The 16,936-nt window shown below is 65.2% G+C and carries 21 protein-coding genes; 6 read left to right on the forward strand and 15 right to left on the reverse strand.

Features of this window, described 5'->3' with window-relative positions:
- Nucleotides 1–33 precede the first annotated feature (33 nt).
- From WT16_RS35030 to WT16_RS18110, 12 genes are all read right to left on the reverse strand, one after another.
- Nucleotides 34–315, reverse strand: coding sequence for a hypothetical protein (locus WT16_RS35030; protein WP_231892079.1), 282 nt, complete (start codon nt 313–315; stop codon nt 34–36).
- A gap of 74 nt (nt 316–389) precedes the next feature.
- Nucleotides 390–1,043, reverse strand: a complete 654-nt coding sequence (locus tag WT16_RS18050; RefSeq protein WP_009914986.1) for an AAA family ATPase — start codon at nt 1,041–1,043, stop codon at nt 390–392.
- An 89-nt stretch (nt 1,044–1,132) separates the two neighbouring features.
- Nucleotides 1,133–1,339 (reverse strand): ogr/Delta-like zinc finger family protein, encoded by a 207-nt coding sequence (locus WT16_RS18055; RefSeq protein ID WP_063533887.1) that lies wholly within the window; start codon nt 1,337–1,339, stop codon nt 1,133–1,135.
- A complete protein-coding gene (locus WT16_RS18060) occupies nt 1,336–1,602 on the reverse strand; it encodes an ogr/Delta-like zinc finger family protein (RefSeq protein ID WP_015600468.1) in 267 nt (88 codons plus the stop codon). The genes WT16_RS18055 and WT16_RS18060 overlap by 4 nt, the downstream gene beginning before the upstream one ends.
- Nucleotides 1,603–1,617: 15 nt before the next feature.
- Complete coding sequence (locus WT16_RS18065; protein WP_063533888.1) at nt 1,618–3,411, reverse strand: replication endonuclease; 1,794 nt, start codon at nt 3,409–3,411, stop codon at nt 1,618–1,620.
- Nucleotides 3,412–3,616: 205 nt separating this feature from the next.
- A complete protein-coding gene (locus tag WT16_RS35035; RefSeq protein WP_231892080.1) occupies nt 3,617–5,014 on the reverse strand; it encodes a hypothetical protein in 1,398 nt (465 codons plus the stop codon).
- 10 nt (nt 5,015–5,024) lie between these two features.
- Entirely contained in the window at nt 5,025–6,434 is a 1,410-nt protein-coding gene (locus tag WT16_RS18080; protein ID WP_063534888.1) for a DNA cytosine methyltransferase, read from the reverse strand.
- Nucleotides 6,435–6,704: 270 nt separating this feature from the next.
- Nucleotides 6,705–6,905 carry a hypothetical protein gene (locus tag WT16_RS31785; protein WP_082874914.1) on the reverse strand — a complete coding sequence of 67 codons (201 nt, stop codon included), beginning with the start codon at nt 6,903–6,905 and terminating at the stop codon, nt 6,705–6,707.
- Nucleotides 6,906–7,427: 522 nt separating this feature from the next.
- Nucleotides 7,428–7,649: a hypothetical protein gene (locus tag WT16_RS18095; RefSeq protein ID WP_009897093.1), complete on the reverse strand. Its 222-nt coding sequence runs from the start codon at nt 7,647–7,649 to the stop codon at nt 7,428–7,430.
- Nucleotides 7,646–7,831: a hypothetical protein gene (locus tag WT16_RS18100; RefSeq protein WP_015601027.1), complete on the reverse strand. Its 186-nt coding sequence runs from the start codon at nt 7,829–7,831 to the stop codon at nt 7,646–7,648. The genes WT16_RS18095 and WT16_RS18100 overlap by 4 nt, the downstream gene beginning before the upstream one ends.
- A gap of 30 nt (nt 7,832–7,861) precedes the next feature.
- Entirely contained in the window at nt 7,862–8,362 is a 501-nt protein-coding gene (locus WT16_RS18105) for a hypothetical protein (RefSeq protein WP_015601415.1), read from the reverse strand.
- Entirely contained in the window at nt 8,359–9,219 is an 861-nt protein-coding gene (locus WT16_RS18110) for a dATP/dGTP pyrophosphohydrolase domain-containing protein (protein ID WP_015602157.1), read from the reverse strand. Before WT16_RS18110 ends, WT16_RS18105 begins: the two co-directional genes overlap by 4 nt.
- A gap of 388 nt (nt 9,220–9,607) precedes the next feature.
- On the opposite strand from WT16_RS18110, the gene WT16_RS18120 reads away from it, so the two are divergent.
- Nucleotides 9,608–9,946, forward strand: coding sequence for a DUF3693 domain-containing protein (locus tag WT16_RS18120; protein WP_059641215.1), 339 nt, complete (start codon nt 9,608–9,610; stop codon nt 9,944–9,946).
- Nucleotides 9,947–10,069: 123 nt separating this feature from the next.
- On the opposite strand, the gene WT16_RS18125 is transcribed toward WT16_RS18120, so the two are convergent.
- Nucleotides 10,070–10,555, reverse strand: a complete 486-nt coding sequence (locus tag WT16_RS18125) for a YbaK/EbsC family protein (protein ID WP_063533891.1) — start codon at nt 10,553–10,555, stop codon at nt 10,070–10,072.
- Nucleotides 10,556–10,654: 99 nt separating this feature from the next.
- Entirely contained in the window at nt 10,655–11,629 is a 975-nt protein-coding gene (locus WT16_RS18130; RefSeq protein WP_009914977.1) for a cysteine synthase A, read from the reverse strand.
- 212 nt (nt 11,630–11,841) lie between these two features.
- On the opposite strand from WT16_RS18130, the gene WT16_RS18135 reads away from it, so the two are divergent.
- The gene (locus WT16_RS18135) at nt 11,842–12,330 is read left to right on the forward strand and encodes an adenosine-specific kinase (RefSeq protein ID WP_015603292.1); all 489 of its coding nucleotides are present in this window, start codon (nt 11,842–11,844) and stop codon (nt 12,328–12,330) included.
- Nucleotides 12,331–12,390: 60 nt separating this feature from the next.
- Here WT16_RS18135 and lepB read toward each other — a convergent pair whose 3' ends face one another.
- Entirely contained in the window at nt 12,391–13,077 is a 687-nt protein-coding gene (lepB, locus tag WT16_RS18140; RefSeq protein WP_063533892.1) for a signal peptidase I, read from the reverse strand.
- A 281-nt stretch (nt 13,078–13,358) separates the two neighbouring features.
- Between lepB and WT16_RS18145 the strand changes: the two genes are divergently transcribed.
- The 4 genes from WT16_RS18145 (at nt 13,359) to WT16_RS18160 (ending at nt 16,899) form a co-directional block, all read left to right on the forward strand.
- Nucleotides 13,359–13,499, forward strand: a complete 141-nt coding sequence (locus WT16_RS18145; protein WP_009914975.1) for a hypothetical protein — start codon at nt 13,359–13,361, stop codon at nt 13,497–13,499.
- Between the two features lie 211 nt (nt 13,500–13,710).
- Nucleotides 13,711–13,956 (forward strand): hypothetical protein, encoded by a 246-nt coding sequence (locus tag WT16_RS18150; protein WP_006027284.1) that lies wholly within the window; start codon nt 13,711–13,713, stop codon nt 13,954–13,956.
- 80 nt (nt 13,957–14,036) lie between these two features.
- On the forward strand, nt 14,037–15,419 hold the full coding sequence (locus tag WT16_RS18155) for a TolC family protein (protein WP_059929883.1): 1,383 nt from the start codon (nt 14,037–14,039) through the stop codon (nt 15,417–15,419).
- A 10-nt stretch (nt 15,420–15,429) separates the two neighbouring features.
- A complete protein-coding gene (locus tag WT16_RS18160; RefSeq protein WP_059929886.1) occupies nt 15,430–16,899 on the forward strand; it encodes an efflux RND transporter periplasmic adaptor subunit in 1,470 nt (489 codons plus the stop codon).
- Nucleotides 16,900–16,936 lie beyond the last annotated feature (37 nt).

A 16,936-nucleotide genomic window follows, 5' to 3' on the forward strand; every position in this document is an offset into this window, starting at 1 on the left:
GTCAGGGCTGCTGCGCTCACGATGCGAGCGTCGTCAATTGCGCATCGTCTCGTCAACGAAGCGCGACGCGCCCAAGGCGAGCACGGCGTTTCGCGATATACCCATTGCATGCGCCGCACGGTCGACGCGCTCAAGCAGTTCGGCATCGATATCCATGCTGATTTTTTTCTTTCTCGGCCGGCGCGGCGCCGTCGGGCTCTGCGGCTCGACTGTTACAACAGGCGGTGCCGCCGGCCGCGCGTCAGGTGCACCCGAAATGAATGCGGCAATCGCCGCCTCGCCTTGAGAAAGCGTCGGTCTTTTCGTAATCGACATGTCAACCCCTATCTATTAACTATCCTCTCGATACCATGTCGATATCCTTTCGATATCGACATGATGTCTTTTCACTAGCTCGCGAGCGCCCCGCTTGCTCGCAGCACGGCATCCTGCACACGCTCGATTTCTGCACACGCTACGGTGTCGCGGCGCGGCATTTCTTCGACGTGCAACCCGGCCGCGCTCGCGTTCGAGAACGCTTTGCGACGATGCAGACGGCACGGCAGCAATTCGATGCCCGCGTAGCCTGCGATGATCGACTCGGCATCGCGATTGTCCGCCCCTTGCACATCCGCGGCGTTCAGAAAAGCGAATGCGCGCAGCTCGCGCACTGCGCGAGCCTCATCGAGCAATTTCGCCATGTCATCGAGCGCCCACACGTCGAAGGATCGCGGGAGAACCGGAATCAGCACCGCGTCGGCAACGGTCAGGGCCGCCCGGAACGCGCCGGAGTCGCGCCCGCCAACGTCAATCACGACCTGATCGAACTGCACGCACTGCTGCAGCACTTGGGCCCGCAACGACGGGCCGTCCGCATAGGCCGACGCCGCGATCAACGGCCGGCCCGTGTGCGCACGAGCCGTGATCGCCGACAGGCTCGTTCGCTGGCTGTCACCGTCGACGAGCCAGACGCGCGCGCCGTCGAGCGCCAGACCAATCGCGAGCTGTACCGCAGTCGTCGACTTTCCGACGCCGCCCTTCGGGTTCCCCACTGCCAGAATCATCAATCACCCCTATCTCTGTTCGATATCGAATCGATATCGACTCGATGCCGTTTCGACACCGTGTCGATACCGCTCCACTTCGCAGCAGCTCAGACAGCGAGCCGCATCTGTTCGCCGATGCGCTCGCGCCGCTGCACGGGCGCCGTCGGCGTCATTTCGAGCCGTGCGCGGTACGTATGGCCGCACACTACGTCGTCGCACTGGTAATCGATCTCCCACGCCAGCGCGGACTTCTGTTCCAGCACGCGGGCGATGCCGCGCGCGCCGCAGTGAGGGCAAGCAATCGTGAATCTCACTTCGCCGCCTCCATCAGCCCGAGTGTCGTACGCGAATCGACGAAGCCGCGCAGTCGATCGGACGGCCGCACTTCGAGCGCGACGTCGGGCCGCGGCCGCGCCGGCGGCGACAGCGAGAACAGGATTTCGAGACCGGCCGGCGTTCGAAAGCCGCAGTCGTCGCACACGAAGTAGAGGCGGCGCAGCGTCGCCGACATCCCCTCCGTGTGGCGTGCCTCGATTTCGCCCCCGCAGCACGGGCATTCGATCGTCATATGCGTCATAGGGTTTTCCTCGCTCTACAGGTTCCGATGACCCCGTTTCGCGCCGTTCCCTGCCCCGCCGGCACCGATCCGTACAGCTTCCGCGGCTATCTCGGCCACCCCTGGCCGATCGTCCCGCGTACAGTTATTGACACGAGTCCAAGGGCGGGCGGCTCCGCCACCACGCCGAACGACCCGCCACTCGTGCCGCGTTGACGGGACGAAGATCTTCGTTTCGCGCGCGTACGAGCAAAGCCCATCGACGACGTGCGCAACGCCGAGCGCTTCGACGCCGTGCGGCACTCGCACCGGGCCGATGCCGTATCGCCCTTCGCGCTGCTCAATCGTGTGTCGGACATAGACCATGCGCGCCTCGCCCGCGATGCCGCCCATTGCACGCGAGTACGCCGCCCAATCCGCCGGCCGCTCGTCTGTCTTTTGCGCGGCCGCCCATGCAGCGCGGATTTGCGGAGACTCTGCCTCGCTCGGTAGGTCCTCTTCCTTCACGCGGCGCAGTTCGCGCCACACGCCGACCGGGGCCCCGCCAAACTGCTGAAACTGGCGAATGCCCCACAACGCCGCCCACGCCTCAACGCGCTGCGATGGCGTGATTTCGTCGCCGTCCCACATATCCGCCTGAATGACGTAGCCATCGTTCGTCTTGTGCTCGCCGACCGCGTAGCCGTCGATGTTCTTCGAGATGTACTTCGCGACGTAGCCGACAGCCGACCCTTTCGCCTTGTCGATCACTTCAAACCGAACGCGGTGGAGCTGCGCGCCCGGCTCGTCGCCGGAATCCCGCAGCCCGTGTTTGCGCATCACCGCGCAAAACCGCTCCACCTTGTCGCTGAACACGAGCCCATGCCAATGCGGGCAGCCGTCGTGGTGGGGCTCCGCAACGCGCATGCCGAAAAACACGATGCCTTCGCGCTTCAGCTCTGCGCGGATGCGCTGCCACACCTTGCGCAGATAGGCTTGCGCTTCCCGCGGCGACGCATCGGCGTACACCGGGTTCGGTTCGACTACGCCCCCTGTCGTTCGGACGCAATGAAATCGGCTCGGGCAAGTCAGCGTGAACATGACACCGCGCAGCTTCGCGTCGTCGGCGAGTTCTTCCAGGCCGCGCAGACGCGTGAACAGCTCGCCGCGCTTCAGTGCCTTGTTCGAAATGCCCTTGGCCGCCAGTTCGGCAAGCGTGAATTGCTGACCATTCTCGTTCTCGACCGTCACGGATTTGAGCGTCCGGTCGTTGCGGCGATTCTGCGCGACACGGCGCCGCACCGCGTCGTCGCTGGCGTATGGCTCGGCTTTGCGATGAACGTAATGCAACCGGATATTGCTATGTTCCAGCGCGCGGATGTGCTTCTTGCGCAATTGTCGCCGCCACCACAACTCGCAGCGCACGCGTGCGACGCGTTCGGCCGGATGCTCGAAATCGGGTAGGTCGACGCCATACATCGCGCACGCATTCTCCGCGACAATGTGCGCGTCGAGTATCGACAGCCCGTGCGACCGCAGCGAGACATCGTTTGCGATTCGACGGGCTTTCAGACAGATTTCGAAATCGTTGGCGTCCGGCCGGACAGGGAAACTGTCGGGGGCGTGCTCGTCGAGAAACTCGCGAATTGCACGCGCAGCTTCCGACACGTCGAACATACGATCCGCGACCTGCTGGTCGGGCCGTGCAAACTTCACGGCGCTCGCATGGCCGGCCGCTTCCGCGTGGCTCAGCGCGCGCCGATACCAACGCGCCGGCAGGCGCTTCGCGGCTGCCTTCGCTTCGGGGATTCCGGGCAGGAAATCCGCTACGTCGTACGCGTAGATCCACATTATCGAGCCCTCGCCGCTGCCGTCGCGAGCTGTTCGACGAGCTCGATTCGCTCACCGATCCAACGCGTCACGGACACCGCCATTCTGTTGCCGAGTGCCTTGTAGCGCGGGCCGTCTTCCACGTGCGCTGTCCACGAGCCGTCCAGATTGGGCGCAAAAAGGTCCGGATATTTTCGGCACCGTTTGGCGCTCGGCCGCGCCCGCATTACACGCGTGCCTCTGCCGGTGCGTAGGCCTGCGCGCGGTAAAGATTGACTTCGAGCCGGAGCACCTGAGCAGCACGCACGACGCGCTCGATAGCGTTGAGGCCGTCGTCGGCGTCGACTTCATCGTCCCCGATGATCGTCGTGTAGACGGTCGCCAGCGTTTCGGCCATGCGCTTTGCGACGTATGCTTCTTCATCCGGTGCGTCGGCCTGCGCGGGTTGCGGGGCGGCGTAGAGCGCGCGAATTTCGTGATCTGCTGCGTACTCAGGCGCTTGCAGGCGCTTCGCGGTTTCTTCAGAGCAGTTGTGCCATTGCCCTGCCGGAAGGTCCGCGACGATCCGGTATTGCCACTGAGCCACCGCCTTCGCAGCGGGCGATGCTGCCGCGCGGGCTTGCCAAGCAGACCAGTTCCGAAGCATCCGGAACAACCATTCCCGGTCGATTTCATCTGCTGCATCGACATAATGCTCGCAGAAAGCCTCGAACGCCGCCCGCTCGTCGGCCGGCGCTGCTGCCGCCGTAGCGGGGGAGCTAACGAGGGCCGCGAGCTTCGGGAACCATGCGCCGATAATCGGCAGCAGGTCGTCGCCGGGCCGCGCGTCGAATTGACCGGGGTGCGCCTGAATGTAATTGAGGGCAGGCACCAGACTGTGCATGCATTGCTCGAAGCGACGCGCCCATGAGTCCGACGTTGCGCCTTCCGCACCTGTCTCATTGGCAGAGGTGGCGACCTGCACACTGAACACTTCGCCTTCGAGTGGCTTCTCCGGTTCCTCGGAGCCGAGCACACCGCCGCAAAGTGCAGCCTTCGCGATGCTGCCGTCCTCGATCATCGTTATGTCGTCGTCGCGCTCGCTATACAGCCAGTTCACTGGCTCGCCACTCACCGTGTCAAAGTCCTGGTGATCGCGGTCGATGTAGAAATGGTGGCCGTTTGCGTAGAAGCGAAGCGCATCGAGCACGGGCTGCGGCAGCGCTGCTACGGGCTGCGAAGATGTGGCACCTGAACATGCTTCGTCGAGACGACCGGTGTAATACCAACGGAATGCGTCCGCTGAATCGGGATGGCAATACTCTCCTCCCCATTCCTCACGGGATAGGTCAAAACCCGCCGCGCTTGTTTGTCGCTCGAAATCTCCGCGCCAATCTGCATGCTGTTCAGCCTGCGCCGTGAGCGGTGCGGGCTGCTCGATAGGGGACGCGGCGATCAGGTCGAGGTCGTGCGCGATGCCTTGCAGGATTTCGACGTCTTCCTGAATCCGTTCTGTCTCGGCGCTTGCGCCGCCTTCTCGCTGGTCGATGATGTCGAGCTTGAGCAGAATTTCATGCGCGCATTGGCTCAGCATGCGGCTGTGGTCCGTCAGCGCATCAGCGCGGCTCTGTTGTTGGTCGTTCATGGTGGTGTCCTCAGGTAGTCAGTGATTGGACGAGCTCGATTCGCGAACCGATCCAGCGCATAACAGGTACGGCCATGCTGTTGCCGAGCGCCTTGTAGCGCGGGCCGTCTTCCACGTACGCTGTCCACGAGCCGTCCAGATTGGAAGCAAAGAGGTCCGGGTATTTTCGGAACCGTTTGGCGCTCGGCCGCGTCCGCATTACACGAATGGGAATCCGCGTGTAGTCGTCCGGGAAGCCTTGCAGGCGCTCGCATTCGCGTGGCGTCAGCCGCCGCACCGTCGACCCGATCATCGCGTGCGCCTTGTCGCTTCCGCCCTGGCTTGCCCGAAGCGCCGGCGTGACGCCCTCCGACAACTCCGGGAGATTGGCGCCGTCACGTCCGCGCAAACTCAACGCGACGGCCGCATGTCCGCCGCCGAACCCCTCTCCGCGCAACGTGCCCGCGATTTCGCCGATACTGAACGACGTGTCGCCGCCGGCCTTGCAATCGAAGGCGATCACCGGCTCACTGGTAGCTGCAAGCGTGAAGCACGGATCGGTCGATTGTGGGTTCGACCGATTACTAGGGTTTGTCACCTGCTGAAGGTCATACGCACGCGCGACGAGCGGTACACCGCGGCCCGTGCCATCTTCGCTCGCGTCATAGCCACTTCCCTTCAACGTATGTGCAACGAGCGTTTCCGTCTCGAAGTCCTGCCGGCTCATCCCGCCCGCATTCAGGCAATACGATACGTCGCCCGTGCTTGCGATCAGTCCGCCGTCGTACTCGAAGTCGGTTCCGGGTCCGCCGCCGCTCTGAGGGCGTGCGCTAAGGCAGGCGGCAACACCTTCCCGCGCTTTGCGGCGCGGCGCCGGATACCCGAGCATGCCTTCGCGCTCAAAAAGAACCGCTGCGGCACGTCGCCAGTCTCCAAGATGTCCGACAACGAAGACACGCCGTCGTCGTTGAGGGACGGCGCGAGGGTGTGATTCCACTCGGACGTACTGAGCGTCAAGAACCCGGTATGCGAACCCATACCCGAGTTCTGCCAAGCCCCCGAGGAAGGTTCCAAAATCCCGTCCGCCGTTGGACGACAGGACACCGGGGACGTTTTCCCAGACCAGCCAGCGGGGAGCGTAGCGGCGAGCAATCGCAAGATAGGTGAGCATGAGGTTGCCACGCGGATCATCCAGCCCCTTGCGGAGTCCGGCGACGCTGAATGACTGGCAGGGAGTTCCGCCGACGAGAAGATCGATAGCTGCATCAGGCCATTCCTTGAAACGCTTCATGTCCCCGAGATTGGGAACCGTTGGGTAGTGGTGGCGCAAGACAGCGCAGGGAAACCGCTCGATTTCGCTGAACCATGCTGGCCGCCAGCCGAGCGAATGCCATGCAACCGTAGCCGCCTCGATGCCTGAACAAACGGAGCCGTAGATCATTCGCAGAGCCCGGATGCAGACGCGCACGGGGCCGGTGGCTCGGCGAAGGCGGTCGAAGCGCTCATGCGTCTGCCACCTCATGCAAATGAATCAAGTAGTCAACGACCGGATTCCCGGTTGGCGTCTCCGTCCCCGCACGCGCCAGATCAATCGCGATATGCGCCGGAATTGACGCTCTACGCCAATACCTATAGAGCCCACTTTTCCTACCCGCCAAAATCTGGCGCATCTTCGGTGCGTCTTCCATTGTCATCACCCGCGAAACCACGTTTAGCGCGCTGCGGCGAATGGCCCGAGCCATTCGGACTCTCCCTCCGGATCGATGCGCAATGTCGATCCAGCCGGCGAGCGATTCGGTGCGTCGAGCGAGCACGCCGCGTCTTCGCTGCGGAACGGGTTGCCCTCATCGAGCGCCGCCCACGTGAACGTCTCCCGGTCGCTGTACGGACTTGTGTTTGAGATTCGGATCATAGTCACCCCCTCACGCGTGGACGCCGCAACGCATCCAGCCTGTGAACTCGAAAAAAAACGGGGCGCTTTGGAAGCCGCCCCGCCCAAAACTCGCCGTGCTATCCGAGGCCGAAAGTTTGCACGGCGAGTGACCACACGACAGCCCGGCTGCCGCGTGCTAAGCGCACGAAACCGGGCGAATCTCCTGCTGCACCGGCTGTTCCGGCTCGCCATGTACACCGCACCACGCAATGACCGCGACGAGCGAAATCAACCAGATCGCCCAAAGCGGCAACGTCTTCTCGTTCCTTTTCATCCGCACTCCTATCGCTGAGTCGACCGACGCCGCGCGAGCTTCGCGAGCAGCGGTCGTAATTCGTTCATCGCATTGGCCGCCGCTTGATCGCCACGCGCCGTACGCGGTGGGGTGTACACAACAAAAGTCGGCACGCAAACGCCCGCGCCTATCCCAAGTTCCGCGAGGTCTTCGAACAGCGCTTCTCGCCGTTCAGCGACCCCGCGCTCATTCGATTGCTCCATGCCCTACCACCGATGCGAAGCAAGCTGTAACGCTTCATCGCGCGTCATCATGACCGTTGTGTCGCTCGCGTCCGGCTGCTCGCACCAGTGATATTCCCGGCAACCCGACGGCGTTTTCACGATGAAGTAGCCGCCGCGCATATACCGCTCAAAGAAAGGGCCGACTTCGACCACCCCCGGCGCAACGACGCGCGGCTGTGCTTGCGCGATATCGAAATCAGTCACGCGAGCCTCACAATCGAATGCACCCGCCCGATGCGCTTCAACGTCGCGCGTGGTCGATCGACATCAGCCGCATCGCTCGCGCGCCGGCGTGCCATCTGTTCCGCGTTGCTCGCGCGGATCACTCGCCGAATCGCAGTCGCTTCCGCCTCTTGTTGATTAGGAATGCTATAGACAATAGCCATTTCATCATCCCTCGATTGAATTCATTTGCGTCAGGAGCTGGCGTCCGCCGTCGCGCGGCTCGCCTTCAGGTGCGCGATATACTCACGGACTTTCGACAACCATTCAGCGGAAGCAGGCACACCATCGAATCCGCCTTTCGAAATCCACTTCAGGAAATAGGACAGTTCTTCGATCGGATCGCGCCGGTTCGTTCCGCCAAATCGCCTATGAAAAAGCTTGATCGCGCAGGGGCTTGGGACCCGATCACTACCACTATCGACGCGCAGTTCGAGCCACCCATATTCGATGCAGAACTGGTTGAATGTCTCGGCATCGCTCATGCGGACACACCGCACGAATTCCGCAGATGTGCACCGCGTTTCGTGATTGGCGTCAGAAATGAGGCAGGCGCGATTTACCGCCGCATTGGCGCATACACCATTCACGATGCTCGCGACGTTCGAAACTGGTTCCTCGACAACGGCTTTGCCGACGAAATCGGCATGGCGCACATTGCCGTGGAAGACTGCGATCACGTCTTTCGTCGTCATGCCTGACCGCCTTCCGTCGCTTGGTCGATATGCTCGATCGCGCGATTTGGATCTGACGTGCGCCAATCCGGCCACACGCGGCCTTCGTTCTCTGCCAGCTTCGCCGAAATTGCGGCCGTGATCTGCTCGGGCGTCGCATCGGTACGCCATGCACCATCGAGCCCAAGCAGAATCACATCGACCCATTCACGCAGATCGTCCGGCGCAGCCTCGACTTCCGCCAATTCCTTGCGAATGTGATTGCACACGCCGGCTGTGCGGCGCCCCGGCCCGAACGTGTGCTCCGAGAACGCGCGCTGCCGCCGCAGAAGCGCATGCATGTCGAACTCCGACTTGGTCAGCATGCCGCGCGACTGTCCGGCATGACTTTCGACCACGCGTCGCAGCGCCGCCACGTCGTCGGGCGACAGTTCGCGAATAGGCTTGATCACGACGACGGTTCGGCCGCCATCGCAATCACCCACATCTAACCCAATCCTCGCAACGGCAAGTGCGTTCGCCGCGCGGGCCAACACCTCACCGCGCACTTCGTCCCACGCCTGGCGCCGCGATACCACGCCCGCGTGGCGAATCGCGACATCCCACAGCTCGCACTGGTGCTCCGACAGCAACGCCTTGGCGTTCGCGATGATCCGATCTGCGCAGGTCAACTCGCGACACAGCGCATCGACGCTGCCACCGTCAATCGCCGCTTGCCGTTCGTTGGCACGCGTGATGCCCTCTCCGATTACGGCGTCACGCTCGTTCATGTTCGCCCATTCCATCTTCTGGTCGAACGTGGCAACTGAAAGTGCGCTGCGGATGATGATGTGCGCGACGCGCAACTCGTCGCGCAGTTCGTTCATGATCGTCTTCATGCCGCCCATCCTCCGCGGAACGCGGCCGGCATTTGCGTCCACTTTTGGACTAATCCGATCATTGCGTCCATGAACGCACGGAAATACGGCTCGATCGTCTGGCGCACCAGCGCCGAAGGTGTAAGCGTTTGTTGCAGCGAAACGTGCATTTGACTTCCCCTTTCTCAACCCCTTGAACGGTTACGGCTTGAAAGTCGACCGGCGGCTGGATAGCTAGTCCAGCACCGGCGGGGTTGGGAACCGGCTGCCGTGTCGACAGGCGGAGAATAGTCTCATTTGATGAAACGTGTCAACGGCTGATACGTCTCATGCACAGTGACAGTTGCATCTGGTGAAGCGTCGCAGTACCTTTGACGCCGGGTTGACTTTGATTCGATAGGGGTTGTCTATGAAAACGACAGTCGATTGGCTCGACGCGGTGAAAGCTCGCCTCGACCTTCCCTCCGATTACGCAGCAGCGAAAGTGCTGGGGGTGACGCGTGGCGCGGTCAGTAAGTACCGCAACCAGCAATCAGTGTTCGACGAGAAAACAGCTATCCGCGTTGCGGAAATTCTGGGCGTCGATCCGTTCGAAGTGATCGCCACCGCGCATGCCGAAAGCTCGCGCGACGATCGCACGAAGGCAATTTGGGTTCATGCATTGGAAGTTTTTTCCAAGGGCCTCCAGGGTTTTCGGTGGCTGGCGCTACCCGCTAACGCTTGCGGGGCCTTGGTCCCGCAGGTGTAACGCCAGCTAAAGTTAGCGATCCCTTTTTACCTTATGTCAAATTAAAGGCGCCGACAGACTCCCCATCCCAGCCCGCCGTTCAGCCCCAACTCCAGCCGCATCCATCCCGGCCGTTCACTTCCGTCAGGAAACCACCCCCTGAATCTTGTGCGAGAAGCTCGCCCGTTCCGCCTCGTCCATCAGCGAAAGAAACTCGTCGCGATCCATGTGGACCAGCTCTTCGTGATCGCCGGCCTCGAAATACACGTCCGGCTGCTGCGCAAGGCTATCGTCGAGGAACGTCTGCATCCCGTAGGCCATGCATACGGGCGGCAGCGCGCCCACGTCGCAATCCTTGAACAGTTCGCGCAGCTCGACTTCCTTCGCGAGCACAAGATGGCGTCCGGTCTTCGCCCACAGCTCCGATAGCCGCACCGCATGCGTCGTCGGCAGCACGGCCGCCACGTAGCCCTGCGCATCTTCGAGCAGCACGGTCTTCGCGAGACGATCGCCCGGAATATGCGCGGCCGCGGCCGCCTCCATGTTCGAGTGGCTGTACGGATGATGAATGACTTCGTATCGCGAAGCCTTCTGGCGCAGGCAGTCCTGCAAGGTGGCGGACATCGACATGGCACACCTCCGTCTGATAAACGTTGATCTCCGCCGGTTGGCAGGATCTTTCTAGCATAGGTCGCGTTCGCTCGTCCGAACAATCCCGCATCGCCGCATCTATGTCGGTTCCAGCCCTCTTTCCCGCAGCCAGTCGCGGTTGAAGAGCCGCGTGCGGTAGATGTCGCCGCGGTCGCACAGCAACGTCACGATCGTGTGCCCCGGCCCCATCTGCTGCGCCAGCCAGACGGCCGCCGCGACGTTGATGCCGCTCGATCCGCCGACGTACAGGCCCTCTTCGCGCAGCAGCCGGTAAACCATCGCCACGCAAGCGAGATCGTCGATGCGCACCGCATCGTCGATCGGCGTGCCCTCCAGATTGGCCGTCACGCGGCTAGAACCGATGCCTTCCGTGATCGAATTGCCTTCGACCCGGATCTCGCCCGTCTTCACGTAGCTGTAGAGCCCGCTTCCGTGCGGATCCGCCAGCACGATGCGGATCTCCGGATTGCGCTCCTTCAGGTAGCGGCTCACGCCCGCAAGCGTGCCGCCCGTTCCCGTCGCGCAGACGAACGCGTCGACCGTCCCGGCCGTGTCGCGCCAGATCTCCGGGCCGGTCGTCTCGTAGTGCGCCTGGCGATTGACGAGGTTGTCGAACTGGTTGGCCCAGATCGCGTTGTCGAGTTCGGCGGCGAGCCGCCCGGCGATCTTCTGATAGTTGTCCGGATCCTTGTAGGGCGCGGCCGGCACCGCTCGCACGTCCGCGCCGAGCGTGCGCAGCACTTCCATCTTTTCCGGCGATTGCGTTTGCGGAATCACGATCACGCAGCGATAGCCGCGCGCCGCGCACAGATGCGCGAGCCCGATGCCGGTGTTGCCCGCCGTGCCCTCGACGACGGTGCCGCCCGGCTTCAGCACGCCCCGCCGCTCGGCGTCTTCGATGATGTAGCGCGCCGCGCGATCCTTGACCGACCCGCCCGGGTTCATGAATTCGGCCTTGCCGAGTATTTCGCAGCCCGTCTGCGCGCTGAGCTTCGCCAGGCGGATCAGCGGCGTGCGCCCCACGCAGTCGACGAAACCATGCCGCACGTCCATGATCGCTCCTCCTTCCCCGCCCTTGCGCGCTTGGCCCCGCAGGTGGCGCGGCCTACACACAAGGATAGATGACCGCGCCGGCCGCCACCGCGCTTTCGTCGCCCGACGCCGCGTACTAAGCTGGAAAACGAGCCGGAACGCGATTGCGCCGCGGCGCTCGCCCGTCGGCGCGTCCACGCGGGCGCTCGCGTCACTACGAAACGAGGTGCGACATGCTGCAATTGCTCACCGTTGCGATCGACAAGCCCGAGACGACGAACTTCATTCTCGGCCAGACGCATTTCATCAAGTCGGTCGAGGACATCCACGAGGCGCTCGTCGGCGCCGTGCCCGGCATCCGGTTCGGCCTCGCGTTCTGCGAGGCGTCCGGCAAGCGCCTCGTGCGCCATTCCGGCACCGACGGCGCGCTGACCGAGCTCGCTTGCCGGAACGCGACCGCGATCGGCGCCGGCCATTGCTTTCTCGTCTTTCTCGGCGACGGCTTCTATCCGCTCAACGTGCTGAACGCGATCAAGGCGGTGCCCGAGGTCTGCCGGATTTTCTGCGCGACCGCGAATCCGACCGAGGTCATCGTCGCGCAGTCCAATCAGGGACGCGCCATTCTCGGCGTTGTCGACGGCTTTCCGCCGCTCGGCGTCGAAAACGACGAGGACGTGCGCTGGCGGAAGGAACTGCTGCGCAGCATCGGCTACAAGGCGTAGCCGCCGCGCGTCACCGGATGGCGAGCCGGGCGCGCTTGCCGCGCGCCGGCTCGATTCCGATCAGCCGAGCGGGCCGTCGAGGCGTGCGCCGAACCGCCCGATTCGCGGCAGATAGAATCGCGATGGATCGAGCGAGAACGCCACGCGGCGCGTGCGCCCCATGATCTCGTCGCGCGGGAAGAAGCCGTAATAGCGGGAGTCCGCGCTGTCGTCGCGGTTGTCGCCGAGCATCAGGTAAGCGCCGTTGGGCACGACCACCGGCCCGAACGAGCTGCGCGGGCTCGGCGCGTCGGGAGACAGACGGACGACGTGCGTCGCGCCCGCCAGCCGCTCGGCCCGGTATTCGCCCCGGGCAGTCGCGTCGCTCGACAGCAGATTCGCGCCGAGCGGCGCGTAGCGCACCCGCTTGCCGTCGATGTACAGCACGTTGTCGCGCATCTCGACGACGTCGCCGGGCAGCCCGATCACGCGCTTGACGAGCAGTTCGTGCGCGGCCGACGAATCGACGGTCACGATGTCGCCGCGCTGCGGATCGCCCAGATGCGCGACGCGAACGTGCGTGAACGGCACGCGCAGGTCATAGGCGAGCTTGTCGACGAAGATGCGGTCTCCGAGCCTGATCGTCGGCAACATCGATCCGCCCGGCACGACGTTCCAGTCGGCCACCGCGCTGCGAAAGACCACCATGAAGAACAGGAAGGCGATCAGCTTCCTGTACTCCTTCCACCACGCCAAAATCGTCATCATGCTGTCAGGTTGCGCGTGCGCGCCGTAGCCGTGTGTGCGGGAACTATATCGCAAGCGCCGGCGCGCGGGCGCGTGAGCGCGCTCTCCGCCCCGCTCTGCGCTTCCCGATTTCCGCCGGGCATGGCGTAGGAAATCACCGACAAACAGCCGCGCCGGATGACTCGAAGTTCGTCGCCCGCTGATTGGAACGGCCCATTGCGTCGACGATACTTGGGTCACAACAAAGAGAATTTCATGTTCTGCGGCGGCGCTCGAGAGGCGCCGCGGTGAAGGAGACCAACATGAGCCTCGCTGCGCAAGATCTCATCGAACTGCTTCGTCTCGCTCAAGGCGGCGCCGGCGCGCTCACGCAGCATCTGCTGCGCGAAGTCGCCGGGAATCTGATCGCGTTCGGCGTGGCCGACTGCCGGGGCGGGTGCTGACCGCGTCGCGATCGAACGAGGCCGGCGCGCTTTCCAGGCAGCGATCGGAAACAAACGGAAGCGATTCGGCCCGCCGCCGAAACCCGCACGATCCGCGCGCCGCGCCGCCTTCCTGACGGACTTGTCACCTCGCGGTCATCGCCGCGCTCCGCTCTGTCGTCACACTGAACGGGTCCGCCGTTGCGGCGACACTACCCGAGCGAGATATTCGATGAAACGAGCAACATCCACGGCCTTCGCGGCGCTCTTCGCCTTCGCCGCATCATCCGCGTTCGCGCACGGAATGCCCGAGCGCGTGTTCAAGGAGCGCAAGCCGATTCGCGCGGAGACGCCCCGGCAACAGCCGCATCGCGACGCGCCGTCGAGCGGCTGCGCATCCGGCTGCCCGTCGGCCCGCGCGACGCTGTCGCAGCGAGACCGCAGCGCGCCGGGCGCGAACCCGCCGTCGCGAACGTGACAAAAATGTCATGCTCGCCTCATGTTTGCATTGCGGCACGCCCGTAGCATCGATCGCGTTTCACCGGAACCCGATCACTCATGCCCAAGCGTATCTTCGCCGCACTCGTGTCGGCTGCGATCACGGCGTCGGCGGCGCAAGCGCAGCCCGCGCCGGCCTCATCCGCGCCCGACCGCCAGGCCGCCGCATCGTCCGACGCCCGCGCGTCCTCCGTGCCCGCTGCGCGTTCGGCGTTCCCCGCGCCGCTTGCGTCGACTTCGGCGTCATCCGCCGCTTCGCCCGCGCTGTCGCTTGACGATGCGCTGACTCTCGCCGCGGCGAACAATCCGCTGCTGAAAAGCGCGCAATCCGGCGCCGACGCGTCCGTCGGCGCGCTCGTCCAGGCGGGCGCGCGGCCGAATCCGACCGTGTCGTTCCTGCAGGAAGGCTTCGACCGGCGGGAGCGGACGACGACGGGCCTCGTCAGCCAGACGATCGAGCTCGGCGGCAAGCGGCGCTCGCGCATCGACGCCGCGTCGTATGGCCGCGCATTCGCGCTCGCGTCGCTCGACGGCCGCGCGGCCGCGCTGCGCGCCGACGTGACGGGCGCGTTCTACGGCGTGCTCGCCGCGCAGCGGCAGTTGCAAGTGGCGGAGGAATCCGCCGCGATCGCCGCGCGCTCGGCCGACATGGCCGACAAGCGCGCCCGCGCCGGCAAGGTGTCGCCCGTCGAGGCGACGAAGGCGCGCGTCGCGCAGACGGCCGCGCAGATCGATCTGTCGAATGCGCAAACGCGCGTGTCGGCGGCGCTCGCGCGGCTCGCGAACGCGACGCGCAGCGCGGACGTGCGCGGCCGCGTCGCGTCGGGCGATCTCGACGCGTTGCCGGGCGTCGAGCCGCTGCCGCAATTGCTCGGCCGGCTCGACGACGCGCCGCAAGCGCGCGCGGCGAAGGCCGACATGCTGCGCACGAACGCGCAGATCGCGATCGAGCGCGCGAAGCGCGTGCCGGACATCACCGTCAGCGCGGGCGTCAAGCACGTCGTCACGGGCGGCGCGCCGGACAATCAGGCGGTCGTCGGCGTGTCGATTCCGCTGCCGCTCTTCGATACGAACAGGGGCGCGATTCTCGAAGCCGTCCACCAGGCCGCGAAAGCGAACGCCGATTTCGACGCCGAGCGCGCGCGCCTGCGGCTCGATCTCGCGCAAGCCTACGCGAACTACGAGCGCTCGACGAGCGAAGCGCGGCGGCTGAAGGCCGACGTGCTGCCCGCCGCGCGGCAGTCGCTCGACGCGATGTCGCGCGGCTACCAGCTCGGCAAGTTCAGCTTCCTCGACGTGCTCGACGCGCAGCGCACGCTGTTCGACGCGCAGTCGCGCTACGTGCAGGCGCTCGCCGACGCGCATCAGTCGTTTGCCGATATCGAGCGCGTCATCGGCGCGCCGGCGCGCGACGCCGCCCGCCCCCTCGCCCAACTTCGCTGAATAACTCGCCATGCAACGCACGCAACTGATCGTCGCCGGCGCGGCCGCGGCCGGCGTCCTCGCCATCGCGCTGGCGCTCGCGCGCTCGCCGTCCGCGCCGTCCACGTCGGCGGCCTCCGGGGCCGGCGCCGCCGCTGCCGCATCCGGCGCAACCGGGCCGCACGGCGGCGCGATGCGCGCGCAAGGCGCGCTGTCCGCCGAAATCGCGCTGTCCGAGAAGCCGGACGATGCGCGCCTCGTCGTCTATCCGTTCGTCGACGGCAAGCCCGTCGACAAAGGCGCAACTGTCTCCGGCACGCTGACCCGCCACGACGGCGGCCGCATCGCGTTGCAGTTCACGCAGGCCGGCGCGAAATACACGTCGGCGCAGCCGATCGCGAAGCCGCACGTGTTCGACGCGTCGATCGACGTGAAGGTCGGCGCGCGCCGCGCGTCGTTCCCGTTCTCGCGCGCGGACGGCGCGATCGCGCTGAACGACGGGCAGATCGGCGCGGCGAAGATCGGCGTCGCGCGCGCGGCCCCCGCGCAGATCGTCACGAGCTTCCAGTTGCCCGGCGAGATCAAGTTCAACGAGGACCGCACCGCGCACGTCGTGCCGCGCGTCGCGGGGATCGTCGAGCGGGTCGCCGTGTCGATCGGCGAGCACGTCAGGCAAGGGCAACTGCTCGCCGTGATCGCGAGCGCGGATCTCGCCGACCGGCGCAGCGAGCTGATGACGGCGGAGCGCCGGCTGCAGGCCGCGCGCACGTCGTACGCGCGCGAAAAGACCTTGTGGGAGGAGCGCATCTCTGCGGAGCAGGATTACCTGCAGGCGCAGGTGCAATTGCGCGAGGCGGAAATCGCCGCGGCGAACGCGCGGCAGAAGCTCGCCGCGCTGAACGCGCGCGCCGCGCCCGGCGCGCTCAACCGCTACGAGCTGCGCGCGCCGTTCGCGGGCACGATCGTCGAGAAGCACATCGCGCCCGGCGAGGCGATCGCGGCCGATGCGAACGTATTCGTCGTGTCCGATCTGTCGTCGGTGTGGGCCGAAATGGCCGTGCCCGCGCAGCGCCTGAACGACGTGCGCGTCGGCCGCCACGCGAGCGTCAGCGCGGCCGCGTTCGAATCGAAATCGGGCGGGCCGATCGCGTATGTCGGCGCGCTGCTCGGCGAGCAGACCCGCACCGCGCCCGCGCGCGTCGTGCTGCCGAATCCCGACGGCGCGTGGCGGCCCGGAATGTTCGTCAACGTGACGGTGGACGCCGGCACGCAGAACGTGCCCGTCGCCGTGGCGAGCGACGCGCTGCAGGACGTCGACGGCGCGCCCGCCGTGTTCGTTCGAACGCCGAAGGGTTTCGTCGCGCAGGCGATCGAGACGGGCCGGCGCGACGACAAGACGGTGGAGGTCGTCAAGGGCCTCGCGCCCGGCCAGACCTACGCCGCCGCGAACAGCTTCGTGCTGAAGGCGGAGCTCGGCAAGGGCGTCGCCGACGAGCACTGACGCGCCGCTCGCGCCGCTCGCCGCTGCGCCTTGCGCC

This window comes from Burkholderia sp. MSMB1589WGS (assembly GCF_001636105.1).
GTDB classification, from domain to species: domain Bacteria; phylum Pseudomonadota; class Gammaproteobacteria; order Burkholderiales; family Burkholderiaceae; genus Burkholderia; species Burkholderia humptydooensis.